General features: G+C 36.9%; 11 protein-coding genes and 2 pseudogenes. 8 read left to right on the forward strand and 5 right to left on the reverse strand.

Going from position 1 to position 12,054, the window contains the following annotated elements; all coding sequences use genetic code 11:
* Positions 1-13 precede the first annotated feature (13 nt).
* The 3 genes from DW182_RS14875 to DW182_RS14885 are packed head-to-tail and all read left to right on the forward strand — an operon-like array spanning position 14 to position 5,363.
* The gene (locus tag DW182_RS14875) at positions 14-1,213 is read left to right on the forward strand and encodes a glycoside hydrolase family 88 protein (RefSeq protein WP_118296009.1); all 1,200 of its coding nucleotides are present in this window, start codon (positions 14-16) and stop codon (positions 1,211-1,213) included.
* A gap of 16 nt (positions 1,214-1,229) precedes the next feature.
* Positions 1,230-3,254 carry a hypothetical protein gene (locus DW182_RS14880; RefSeq protein ID WP_118295995.1) on the forward strand — a complete coding sequence of 675 codons (2,025 nt, stop codon included), beginning with the start codon at positions 1,230-1,232 and terminating at the stop codon, positions 3,252-3,254.
* A gap of 15 nt (positions 3,255-3,269) precedes the next feature.
* Positions 3,270-5,363 carry a DUF6259 domain-containing protein gene (locus DW182_RS14885; protein WP_118295996.1) on the forward strand — a complete coding sequence of 698 codons (2,094 nt, stop codon included), beginning with the start codon at positions 3,270-3,272 and terminating at the stop codon, positions 5,361-5,363.
* A 94-nt stretch (positions 5,364-5,457) separates the two neighbouring features.
* Here the strand turns inward: DW182_RS14885 and DW182_RS14890 are convergent.
* Positions 5,458-6,242, reverse strand: a pseudogene (locus DW182_RS14890) (transposase); the annotation flags it as partial.
* Positions 6,243-6,643: 401 nt separating this feature from the next.
* Between DW182_RS14890 and DW182_RS14895 the strand changes: the two are divergent.
* The 4 genes and pseudogenes from DW182_RS14895 to DW182_RS22555 all read left to right on the forward strand — a co-directional run.
* Positions 6,644-7,219, forward strand: a complete 576-nt coding sequence (locus tag DW182_RS14895; RefSeq protein ID WP_233564168.1) for a phage integrase SAM-like domain-containing protein — start codon at positions 6,644-6,646, stop codon at positions 7,217-7,219.
* Positions 7,220-7,666: 447 nt separating this feature from the next.
* On the forward strand, positions 7,667-7,921 hold the full coding sequence (locus DW182_RS14905; RefSeq protein WP_009038410.1) for a type II toxin-antitoxin system Phd/YefM family antitoxin: 255 nt from the start codon (positions 7,667-7,669) through the stop codon (positions 7,919-7,921).
* Entirely contained in the window at positions 7,918-8,187 is a 270-nt protein-coding gene (locus DW182_RS14910) for a Txe/YoeB family addiction module toxin (protein ID WP_118295998.1), read from the forward strand. The genes DW182_RS14905 and DW182_RS14910 overlap by 4 nt, the downstream gene beginning before the upstream one ends.
* Positions 8,180-8,275 (forward strand): annotated as a pseudogene (locus DW182_RS22555) (serine recombinase); the annotation flags it as partial. The gene DW182_RS14910 and the pseudogene DW182_RS22555, both read left to right, overlap by 8 nt.
* Before the next feature lie 408 nt (positions 8,276-8,683).
* On the opposite strand, the gene DW182_RS14920 reads toward DW182_RS22555, so the two are convergent.
* Genes DW182_RS14920 through DW182_RS14935 form a run of 4 tightly spaced genes read right to left on the reverse strand, consistent with a single transcriptional unit; the run spans position 8,684 to position 10,703 of the window.
* Positions 8,684-8,980 (reverse strand): hypothetical protein, encoded by a 297-nt coding sequence (locus DW182_RS14920; RefSeq protein ID WP_118295999.1) that lies wholly within the window; start codon positions 8,978-8,980, stop codon positions 8,684-8,686.
* Positions 8,953-9,225: an ATP-binding protein gene (locus DW182_RS14925; RefSeq protein ID WP_118296000.1), complete on the reverse strand. Its 273-nt coding sequence runs from the start codon at positions 9,223-9,225 to the stop codon at positions 8,953-8,955. The genes DW182_RS14920 and DW182_RS14925 overlap by 28 nt, the downstream gene beginning before the upstream one ends.
* 37 nt (positions 9,226-9,262) lie before the next feature.
* Positions 9,263-9,667, reverse strand: coding sequence for an ASCH domain-containing protein (locus tag DW182_RS14930; protein WP_117943599.1), 405 nt, complete (start codon positions 9,665-9,667; stop codon positions 9,263-9,265).
* Positions 9,639-10,703, reverse strand: a complete 1,065-nt coding sequence (locus DW182_RS14935) for an N-acetyltransferase (RefSeq protein ID WP_370449816.1) — start codon at positions 10,701-10,703, stop codon at positions 9,639-9,641. The genes DW182_RS14930 and DW182_RS14935 overlap by 29 nt, the downstream gene beginning before the upstream one ends.
* 396 nt (positions 10,704-11,099) lie before the next feature.
* On the opposite strand from DW182_RS14935, the gene DW182_RS14940 reads away from it, so the two are divergent.
* The coding region (locus DW182_RS14940) for a site-specific integrase (protein WP_118296001.1) at positions 11,100-12,054 on the forward strand (955 nt) is incomplete at its 3' end.

Raw genomic sequence — 12,054 nt, forward strand, 5'->3', positions numbered from 1 at the left:
TAATATGAAAACTATGAATAGAATATTAAGTAGTATTTTGATAGGCACTTTATGTCTTTCTTGTACAAACTCTGGAGATTTCAAAGTGGACACTGCGTTGTCCTATTGTGTTAATCAGGTTGATTCAACGTTGAATGTATTGGAAACCTACGATGCAATACCGCGTAATATCTCAAATGATGCGCCTACTAAAGCATGGAAGTGTACCTCCGTTCATGATTGGACCAGTGGTTTTTGGCCCGGTATATTGTGGTATGCATACGAATATACTCAGGACAAACGACTATTGGTAGAATCGGAAGCATTCTCTACGGCACTATATCCGGTTCTTGATCGGAAAGTTACTCATCATGATTTGGGGTTTATGATGTATTGTAGTTTGGGCAATGGATATAGATTAACTGGAAATCCGGAGTATAAGCAGATGCTTTTGCGTACGGCAGACTCTTTGTCGGTCTTGTATAATCCGGTTGTAGGTACCATTAATTCATGGCCTAATGAGTGTAGAAAAAAAGGGTGGCCTCATAATACTATCATTGATAATATGTTGAATTTGGAACTTCTTTTTTGGGCTTCAAAAAATGGTGGAGGACAAAGGTTTTATGATATTGCTGAGAGTCATGCGGAAGTTACAATGAAAAATCAATTCCGCGAGGATTACAGTACATGTCATGTCGTTGTTTATGATACAATTTCAGGTGAACGGATAAAGCAGGTTACTCACCAAGGTTATGCGGATTCTTCTATGTGGGCTCGTGGACAAGGTTGGGCTATTTATGGTTTCACCATGTGTTATCGGGAAACGGGAAGGAAAGATTTTTTAGACATAGCTCAAAAGGCTGCGGAAATTTATCTTAAAAACTTACCTGAAGATAAAGTCCCTTTTTGGGATTTTGATGATCCGGCAATTCCGAATGCCCCTCGTGATGCATCTGCTGCAGCGCTTGTAGCTTCGGCTTTATTGGAACTTTCGCAATATGTGGACAAGTCTGAATCTCAATATTATATTAGTGAAGCTACTAAGATGCTGGAATCTCTATCTTCAGAACAATATCAAAGTCGAGATAAAAATTATGCATTCCTTCTTCATTCTACTGGGCATAAACCACATGGATACGAGATTGATGCTTCTATAATTTATGCAGATTATTATTATATAGAAGCTTTGCTAAGATGGAAGAAGATAAACGAAGGGAAAGATTTGTTTGAATAGATAGCCTGGCATCACCATGAAAAAGAAAATAGTATTGATTTGTACACTTTTTCTCTGTGTGTCTGTTTTTGCAAACAAAGAGGGTAAGTGGCTCGTTTTAGAAAATGAATACATAGAGGCTGTTTTTGATACAAAAAACGGAGCCTTGGTTCGAATGACGGATAAAAACTCTGGTTGGGAGATTATGCGGCGAGAAATCTTGGGACAGTCTTTTGAATTATTGTTACCTTTAGAAGGGGTTCAGATGTCTGATGCTGATTGCAGATATAATGTTATCAAAGGCGTAGAGCAAGCCAAACCGCTTATTGAGCAGAGTAACGGAAAGATAACCTTTGTATGGAGTGGAGTGAAGTCTGAATTGATGGACAAGCCTGCGGACATTATTTTTAAAGGTGAAGTTCGTTTGTTAGATAAAGGCTTGGAATTTTCAGGTAGTTTGATTAACAATAGCGAATATACAGTGGAGTATGTATCTTGGCCATGTATAGGTGAGGTGACTGTGCCGGACAAGACACAACCCTTATACCAAAGTACGCGTAATGACATCAAAGGATTGTTTCCTCGTTTTTCTAATAGAGGGGCATATTGGGGAATAGATTATCCTACGTCGACCTATATTTTCCCTGAAAAGTCTTTTTTGCAGGTCAATAATAGTAAAGAGGGTTTTATGATTTATAATCGTACTTTGTCGAAGCATACAATTATTACTTCTTTTGAGCTGATTCCAGGATTTGATAAGAGGAATACCAATCCTTATGAGGATGAAATGGACGGCCAGTTAGTTCGTATTCAGTTTAAGGCAAATCATGTGCTATATAGCAAAGTTGGTGATGTTGCTGTGCTTGATTCCCTTAAGTTGGTTACATATAGTGGAGCTTGGACAGAAGGGTTAAAGCTGTATAGAGATGATTGTATGGCATATACAGAAAAAATGCTGTCTTCTTCTGCCCATTGGTTGGCAGAACCATTGACTTGGAGAAAGGTTGGTATAAAGCGTGCGGCAGATTTACTTCGATATGCGAATGAAAGCGTAAAATTTGGAGTAAAGGTGCTTTTGGTAAAAGGTTGGTATAAATGGGAAAATGCTCGCCCGGTAGAAATCCCCAATATGGATGAGGCTATTTTGGAATGTCAGAAGTTAGGAATGCGTGTTATCCTTGAGACAAATTGGCTTAACGTGGATCGATATGCTGCCGGATACAAAGATAGGCAACGTAAATATATGATGTCTGATCCTTTTGGTATGCCTTATAATTATGGCTATATGTGTCCAAATGCTCCTGAAGTCCGACGGTGCCTGCAAGATATGTGGCTTTCATTACCGGCTTTGCGTATAGCAGATGGTTACATGAATAATGATCATAATCATAGTGGTAAGACTTATATGTGTTTTGATCAAAATCATGGTCATCGTTTTGGAGAACCTACAATTAATGGGATGATGGAGCTTGATAGGATTATGGCTGAGGCTTTAACTCAAAATGGCACCAAGGTGGCTATGGGGCAAGGATTCATTGATTTCCAGAATAGTATTTATGATGGATATTTGATAGGTGTCAGTGATAATTTTTATGACCGTCATCGATATTTGGATCCGAAAGAGCCTATTTTGACTCGTGTGGAGGTAAAAAATGCTCGTAGAGGAATGAATAAAGCACTACTTTATAGGATGAATATCGTATATGATTTGTATTTTCATAGTGACTGTCTAGCTGATTATCCGAATATAATGGAGTATGGAAATCAGATGGGTAAACTGCGTAATCGTTATTTAAATTATATATGGAATGCAACATTTGATGGACATAATGGAATGAAAGTAGACGGTAAAAATATCGAGTACTCTATTTATGTGAATAAAGCTGGGAAGCGAACAGCTGTTGTATGTAATATGAGTAATGAGTCCGTTACTCAGGTATTCGTTTCGTGTGAAGGAGTTGGTGAACTTAGATATGCAACTCCTGAAACACTAGAAGACCACTCTTTCGAAGGAATCATAGAATTGGCTCCACTATCAGCTATAATCATAATGGAACAATAATATAATTGGGGTAATATGAAAAAACTAGGTGTAATATTATTGGTGTTGCTTGGTTGTGTAGGATTGAAAGCTCAGCAGAAGTTTTTGTTGGAGAATGAAAATGCATTGGCTGAAATAGATTTTAGACAGGGTGCTTTGGTCGGACTCAAAAATAAGGAAACTGGATGGGCGATTATTGGAAACGGCGAAAAAGATGCTTGCTCTTTTGAGGCAAGTATAAGACTTGCCGATGGCTCTTTTCATGTTATTGATGCTTCTACTCAGGAGCAACCGAAGGTTATGACTACAGAAAATACAGTTACTTTAGTTTGGAATAGTTTTGATGTAGCCGGAAAGAAATTGGAGATAACATTTACAGGTACCATTGAAATGACGGTTGATGGATTGGTTTATGCTGGAAATATTGTGAACAATTCTGAAAGCATTGTAGAACAACTCTCATGGCCTTTGTTGAGAGAGGTGACAATTCCGGCTGATACCCGGAAGATGCTTTTTCAATATATGTCCTATTCAAAATTCAATACGGTGGAGCTGTATCCGAGAGAAGCTGGAAGAGGCTGGAGTCATTTGCCGGAGAATTCATTCACGTTGATACATAATACTAAGCAAGGCTTATATTTATCCAGTATGGATCATGAATTGAATGAATATATACGTTGTGAGTATGAACTGTTTCCCACGTCTGAGTATGCGGCATTTGTGGGAGGGGATCTGTCGAAACACAATGCCGGCGAACGCAATCGGATGCGAACGCAAATCAAAGCTGTTCGAATGCTTTATGTGTCGGAGCATTCTGAAGAAACACTGGTACCTTTCATTATAGCTCCTTATACTGGTACTTGGCATAAAGGGGTTGATATATACAAAAAATGGCGTGCTACATGGTTTGTTGCTCCCCATAGAGCAGAGTGGCTCAATCATGTTAATTCGTGGCAACAGCTTCAGATAAACTCGTCAGAAAGTAGGATAAATTTCAAAATCAAAGATTTGAATAAGTATGTGGATGAATGCAGAAAGTATGGGGTTGATGCCATCCAATTGACTGGTTGGACAAAAGGAGGACAAGACAGAGGTTTGCCATCCCATGATTTAGACTCTCGTCTTGGTACGGTGGATGAGTTTAAAAAAGCGATTGCAGATGCAAACAAGAAAGGGGTAAAGATTTTACTTTTTACGAAGTTCACATGGGCTGATCTTACTACGGATTACCATGAACAATACTTACCGCATTTGGCATGGAGTCAATTGCAGGACACCTGTGTTCATCCAGGCTATAATTATAACACTTATACTCAGCTGATAGGAGTCAATACCAGGCGGTTTGGTATTTTCTGTATGATGGATAATGACTTGCGCAAGAAACTGCGAGCTGAGTTTCAGAAGTGTCTTGATTTGGGTGCGCCGGGTATGGTATACGATGAGAACCAGCATCATGCCGGAACATATCTTTGTTTCAATCCGAATCATGGTCATAAAGTTCCCGGCTTCTTGTATAAAGGTGCTGATCTGCTTGGTCGTGAGTTCTATGAAATGTGCCAAAAGTCGAACCCTGATTTTTTGATGACTGGTGAGGGACCGTATGACTTGCAAGCTCAATACTACGCTACCTATACTCGCGGTGAGTACGATCATGATCCTGTATTACGTTATATTGACTCTGAGGTTCCGATTGCTTTTATGGTTACTGACCATAATGACAGAAATCGTGTGAATGCTTGTGTTGCTAACAGATATTCTATTAGTTATGAACCCCGTAACTTCAAAGGACATCTCAATGAATTCCCTCGTGTGTTGAAGTATGGACAGCAAGTGGATAAAATGCGTAAACGATACGCGGACTTTCTGTGGAATGCTGAGTTTAGGGATGTGCTTGGAGCTGAAGTTACGGGAAAAGGTGTCAGATACACGGTATTCCATAATAATAAAACGGGAAAGAAGGCGGTTGTTGTTTACAATACTGATATGAGGAATTCTACTATTGCCACTGTTGCTTTGAAAGATAGCAATAGCTCCCTGATAATGGTATCACCGGAGAAACAGGCTCCCTCCCGGTTTAATGGACAGGTGGAAATTGCGCCTCAGTCATTGATTGTAATTATGGAAAATTAGCTGTATTAGGTGATTGTTTTCAGAATAAGGATGATTGGAGGCTTATGACATTTTAGTTATGAGTCCTCCTTTCTAATTATGGGTCAGTAGCTTTTTAGTGAGGATATGCATATAAGTTAGCGATTCGGGATAAGAAGAACTTCTTGTCCGCTACCCCTCTGAGGTTTGCCCGGAAAAGCTTAATTTTTGCATTGAATGATTCCGCCATTGCATTCGAAGATCGGCTGTTATAGAAGTTCAAGATTTCGTCATAATATTCATAGAACGTAGCAGCAATGATGACATTAAAGGAATAGAATCCTGCTTCTTCCACCTTGTTATACCATCTGGCCATAGACAAGTATGCGGCATTCTTAATCGTGTTTTTTGAAAAGATCATCCGCAGTGAATGGCACAGGCCGTATGCCTTCTTGATATCGGGATATTCCTTAAACAATATGGTAGTCCGTCTTTTCTGTCAGTCCATTTGTCGGCAGACTTGAAGAGAAGATAATGCGAACGTATAAGCAGTTCCTTGCGGGTGTCTCCATTAGGATATCAATACGGCACATAGTCCTCGCCATTTTGTTTTGCTTCCTCCATTTCATTGTTAGCCTGCTGCATGGCATCCCAACGGTGCTTGATGCGTAATTCCTGCACGGCATCGCAGGCAAGTTTCTGAATATGGAACCGGTCAATGACACGGCTGGCTTTGGGAAATGCGGCCCGTACAATTTTGCGCATGGAATCCGACAAGTCAAGTGTGACTTCTTTGACGGTGTCACGAAAGTTCTCGTCAATCCGTTGCAGGACTGTGATTACGTCTTCTGATTTTGTGCCGGCCACAACGGCCACCAGAGAACAGTCCCGTGTACGGGCATCGCGATTGGTCACGAACGTGTTGGAAGATATTTACATTATGAAAAATTATCCCCACTATTTTTCTACTGACCCTGATAACTTAATGTCAAATCAGAACAGGTAATTAGGAAATCGTTAATTAGCGTCACCTGCTACCAATTGATGTAAAAAACAAAAAAGACCGCCAAGAGTGGAAGCCTCCTAACAGTCTAAATCTTCTTTGTAGCGGGACCCGGGATTAAACCGGGGACCTCATGATTATGAATCTGCGTCTTCCAAAAGCTTCGCTTTTGAAAGCTACCAGCAGAGCTTTGATTATAAGATTATTATAAGACTTTATGGTTCTTTGCTAATCGGTCTATTTTGTACGAAAATCCTTGTTTTTACCTATGGGAGTAAACCATAGCGCAAACCAAAATGTGACAATAATATGTTACATTATGGATGCAAATATAAGCATGCAGCTATTAAACATTATGAATTTGACAAGACAAAAATATGTCAATATGATGTTTGAGCTAAAAATGCTTGGGAAGGATTTTACTCCACAATCTTTGGCGGAGAGTGTAGAAAAAAGCACTAACAAACAGAATGTAGGTGCTTATATACAACACATAATACAATATATGACAGCTGAAAAGCGATTAGGTAATGCAAAGGCATATACCGGTTGCTATAATTCATTGTTAAAGTTTACGGGAAATTTGGATATTCCTTTTACTGATATTGATGTGAGTTGGTTAAAAAGATATGAATTGTATCTTCGTGAACGTGGTAATTCTGATAATACAATAGGCATAAGAATGCGTGAACTACGAGCTGTTTATAATAAAGCTATTGAAGATAATGTTGTGAATGAAAAGTACTATCCATTTACCAAATTTAAAATATCTCATTATCGCAAAGGTAAGTGCAAGCGTGCTATAACAAAATCAGAAATCAATAAAATTATCAATATTGATTTATCGGGCATAACAACATTAAGTTGGTGTCCTTTCTTCATACTTAATAATTAATGTGAATCAGTAGTTGAATTATGTTCATTACTTTCCCGATATGAACACAATCCAACTCCTGATCCGCATAAATAATATTAAGTTTCAGATGTTAAGCCGCCGCATCGACACTTTTATTCCTTTTCACTGCGACGGTTAAGGAAATTTGTAGTAGGTACTTATTCTTTCCACCATGGAGAAAGTTGCTTTCCATCACGGGGAAACTTTCTTTCCACCATGGTGGAAAGAAAGAAACTCCACGGTGGAAAGAATAAATGTTCGGATGGAAAAGGCTAACCGTTGGAAGGGAAAAAGCATAGGAATGCCTAAGAAAGGAATTAGCTATTGCATTTCACTCATTTCTATAGGGTAATGAACATAATTCAACTCCTGATTCGCATAATTAACTAATTACATTTGTAAGTACGCAAATAAGTACATATATTTGCATTATAAAAAGGAGGATTTATGAGAACAGCCAATTACACAGATTTAAGAGCTAATCTAAAAGGTTATATTGACTCGGTTATTGACGATTGCGATACGGTACTTATCAATCGTGGTAATGGTACGGGAGTAGTAATGATTTCTTTGGAAGAATATAATTCTTTGAAGGAGACCGAATATATCATGTCTTCTGAACAGACCATGAATGATATTCGTAAAGGAGAAGAAGACTTAAAGGCAGGCAGAGGAATAGAAGTAAATTTAGATGAACTATGAAACTGATATTTACTCCTATTGCACAAGGACATTGGGAATATTGGAAAAAGAATGACCCCAACATAACCAAACGCATTAAGAAATTACTCGCCGATATATTGGAACATCCTTACACTGGTATAGGTAAACCTGAACCTCTCAAATATGAATTGGCAGGTAAATGGTCAAGACGAATTAATTCAGAGCATAGACTTATTTATTCTGTACATAATGATATGATAGAGATTTACATATTCTCCATGAAATATCACTATTCCAAGAAGTAACTCTATTCTGATTGTAGCCAAATTGGATAGGCTGTCAAAGAATGTAGCATTTACTTCCAAGCTGTTAGAAAATGATGTTGAGATTGTTATATTATCTTTGTAGTGAATAAAATCTGTTGAACCTTGTCACATTGGTTTTGACGCTGGCGCAAACCATAGCGCAAACCAAGGACTAAAAACAAAAAAGACCGCCAAGAGTGGAAGCCTCCTAACAGTCTAAATCTTCTTTGTAGCGGGACCCGGGATTGAACCGGGGACCTCATGATTATGAATCGAGCACTAACCGATGTCTTCCTATTTCTTTGCGTTTCATACTCTTGCTTAAGTAGCTCTTTTTCAATGGCAAATATAATATTTCTTTTTCATCCGTAATCACTCCTTTTCTTCTTTTTTCGGGATGCGTGTGCAATTTGTGTGCAAATAGTCTTGTTATTCTAAATATTTAAAAAGGATTCCTAGTCTTTTGTGTAGACGAAATAGTAAAAAACTCTTTTACCTAAGAGCCAGTGAAAAATTGTTGATTTTGTAAAAAAACAATTGTTTCATGAATATTTTCAGTACTTGATTCAAATAACTGAATATTTAGATGTGTACATAAATCTTTTGCTGACTCAATTTCCTCTTTTTGCATCATCTCAATTTGGGATATATTGTAAGTCCGTCCATCCCGCTTCTGCAACCTTTCGCGAATCACTTCAGACTTTTCTTTTACTATAATTACTGCAAGAGGGTTGATTTGTTGGAATACTTTTAGAGGAACTCTTTCTATCGAATTATCTTTTTTAGTAGACAAAAATGACCATCAAGCAAATATTTCTTTTGGGGATTAACTATATTTTTTAGATTTTCAATCAGTCGTTGTTGTGTTGTTGAAACGTTCTCAACTCTTTTATCTCCTTTTTCGTTTTTAAAATCATCCCATTTCAGAACTTCACTTGCTGATAGATGGGTAAAATCCAGTTTCTCTTTTATTTTTTGACAAATAGTACCTTTTCCTACTCCATGAACTCCACCTATAAAAATTATATTATTATACATAACTCTTTTCTTCAATTAGAAAATTACAAATTTAAAATTAAAAGAAAGCAAGTTCTCCACATGAAATCTCTTCTTCAATATATTTAAAAGATTGAGGTGCTACAAAAGATTCAATTAATTCGATAGGGTTTTTAGGCTTGTCGTATAACTTAGGCGAAGTTATTTTTAAAGCATAACCCTGTTTCCTTCCTTCAAAATATGTATCGAAGAATGTTTTAGATATACCCGAATCTCTTTGTGTTTTCTCCCATAGTACAGAAGGTGAGTCTACTATAATCTTTTCAATAGTAAATTCTCCAATAAGCATACCAACTGGTTTGGTGGAATACACAATAACCTTATCTACTTCCTTTGTGAAGATAGTTTTCCGATATTCATATTTCTTTTTTCCTGAGAATATTTTATTTGCAAATTCAGGCTTTATTGATAATAAGACTTTCATTTATTTCTCCTTTTTCTAATATTTTATCAAATTGTTCATCTGTCAGTTGAAAAAAGCCCCAATATTGTTCCTCATCAACTCCGAAATCAATCATTTGTCCTCTAGTTACCCTTTTATAAAGAGCAGCATTATAAGTCATCTTTATAACAACAGCTTTAGAACTCCTATACCATCTTTTTAAGTCCTGTTCGTTAAATATACTGTATGCATTAGTATATTTGAGAAATTCTGCTTCTGTTTTAAAATCTGAAGGTCTTTTAATTTCTTCGACTATACATACGGAAGTTGCTACACTCCGAAATCTAGCAGGACCTAAACCATCCGTTGTTCGGTATATTAATAGGATATCACCTTTTTGTAATAGTTCAGTTCCTTCCATAAAACATAAATAAATTTTATGGATACTATTTGTATGTGAAATGTCTTTTACGAGAGATTCTTTGTCTCCTTTTTCATTAACCAATATGGAATCAGGAAATAACTTGGTGTGATATTCAGGCTTTATTGATAGTACGAATTTACGTTTCCCAGTTGTTGTTATCAGAGGAAAATCTGATAGCAAATCTCCCGAAATAGTATTCATCTTTTTTGTAAAGACGAGCTCGGGTGTTGCTCCTTCTCCTTTTGTTCCGTACTTTTTGAAACCGTATTTTTCAAGTAACTTAATTAATGCTTCATGTTTCTCGAAGATAGTCACATATATTTCTTCAACCTTATCAAATATAGCTTTATCAACAATTTTTTTTACGAATCGTTCGCCAAGTTTGGTATTATGTGCATCTATTTTGAATGTTCCGACTTTTAATCTTTTTGCCTCAGGCATATTGGGCGTGATATCAAGTAATGCCTCGTCTTCGTTTTTCATATACAAGAATCCTTGAAGATTCCCTGAGCTATCTTTCTGAATGAAAGCGGTTTCTTTTGCTGTTGCCTTTTTATTATACCAAGTGTCAAATCCCGGATAATCTTCTTTTAAAGAATCGAAGAAGCAATCTTTTAAATCTATTTCATTGAATCTTTTAATTTCCATACTCATCTACTATGTCTTTATATAATATTTAGATTTTATGTTCTGAGTTCACCTGTCTTTTATGATTATTTACAAGCGATGTCTCTAATAGGATATTTGCAAATGTTTAAATTTGACTTAATATCCCATATTTTTATGTAAAGGTAATATTTTTATTTATTCATGGTTGCATTTTCCTCTTTTTTTAATAGAGAAATTTATTCTCCCTATTCTCTGAAAACTGTAGAAGGTAGTTTTGTTCGTTGAATAATAATATATGCTAGAGTGGTTTTAAACGTGGATTGCAAACATAGTTTGACAATGCCTATAATTTTCTATTGAAAGCCCCATTCAATTTATAATTTGTACCGTAAGAGGATAAAGTTACGGTAAGCAATTCCGCTTGCACGTAATTAAAAACTTATGTTCAAAAGTATTAAAAATGGAGTTGTTGTAACCTCTGTACTCGACTCTCGTACCATAAATAAAGAAGGTACTTATCCAATAAAAATCAAAGTGTATTATCAGAGAAAACCTAAGTATTACTCTGTCGGAATCTGTATGTCAAAAGATGAATGGGATAAACTTCCTAATAGCAGGTCTTCGGAAGGTCGGTTTATTCAAGGAGAGATTGAAAAAGAATTTTCCCGTATTCTTAAGAACGTCGAGTTTCTTGTTGAAAACGGTACTTTTTCATTTGACCGCTTAAATGCTCGTTTAGGAAAAAATATCGGTGGTACTCTTAATGAAATGCTCGAAGCAACAATTAAGGAATTGAAAGATAACGAAAAGTTTGGTTCTATGGGCTCTTATAAAACAACATTGTCAACTATCAAGCGTTTCAAAAAGAATGAAGTTCAATTTCGGGATATTACAGTTGAGTGGCTGCGAGAGTATGAGACGTTCTGTCTCAAAACTATGAATCAAACGTCTTTAGCTATTAACTTAAGAAATATCCGTACCACAATGAATGTTGCTAAAGCTGCCGGTATGATTAGAGAGGCTGATTATCCTTTCGGGAGAGGCAAATACCAGATAAAGGAAGGTGTAGGCAAGAAAAAAGCACTCAACAAGAAACAGCTCAAAGCTATCGCCAATTATTCGGATGGTAACAAGTTCACTGAGTTTTATCGTGACTTATGGCTATTTATCTATTTCTGTAACGGTATCAATGTAGCCGATTTGATAAATCTTAAATTCTCTGACATCCAAAATGGGGAAATTTCGTTTATTCGTGAAAAGACTAAAGACAGGACTCGTGACGCAAAACGGATTTATGCACCGATAACTCCCGAAATGCAGTCTATTATTGAAAAGTGGGGGAACTGGAAAATCCAGTGTAAGCTGCCCCCTAAAACCAAGCGATTCTGCCCCCTTG

Origin of the sequence: Bacteroides sp. AM16-24 (assembly GCF_003471885.1) — a bacterium.
Classification (GTDB): domain Bacteria; phylum Bacteroidota; class Bacteroidia; order Bacteroidales; family Bacteroidaceae; genus Bacteroides.

Bases quoted from the DNA above. Each gene is read 5' to 3' on its own strand.
- DW182_RS14875 (WP_118296009.1), top strand. From the start codon at position 14: ATGAATAGAATATTAAGTAGTATTTTGATAGGCACTTTATGTCTTTCT.
- DW182_RS14880 (WP_118295995.1), top strand. From the start codon at position 1,230: ATGAAAAAGAAAATAGTATTGATTTGTACACTTTTTCTCTGTGTGTCT.
- DW182_RS14885 (WP_118295996.1), top strand. From the start codon at position 3,270: ATGAAAAAACTAGGTGTAATATTATTGGTGTTGCTTGGTTGTGTAGGA.
- DW182_RS14895 (WP_233564168.1), top strand. From the start codon at position 6,644: ATGGATGCAAATATAAGCATGCAGCTATTAAACATTATGAATTTGACA.
- DW182_RS14905 (WP_009038410.1), top strand. From the start codon at position 7,667: ATGAGAACAGCCAATTACACAGATTTAAGAGCTAATCTAAAAGGTTAT.
- DW182_RS14910 (WP_118295998.1), top strand. From the start codon at position 7,918: ATGAAACTGATATTTACTCCTATTGCACAAGGACATTGGGAATATTGG.
- DW182_RS14925 (WP_118296000.1), bottom strand. From the start codon at position 9,225: ATGTATAATAATATAATTTTTATAGGTGGAGTTCATGGAGTAGGAAAA.
- DW182_RS14930 (WP_117943599.1), bottom strand. From the start codon at position 9,667: ATGAAAGTCTTATTATCAATAAAGCCTGAATTTGCAAATAAAATATTC.
- DW182_RS14935 (WP_370449816.1), bottom strand. From the start codon at position 10,703: ATGAGTATGGAAATTAAAAGATTCAATGAAATAGATTTAAAAGATTGC.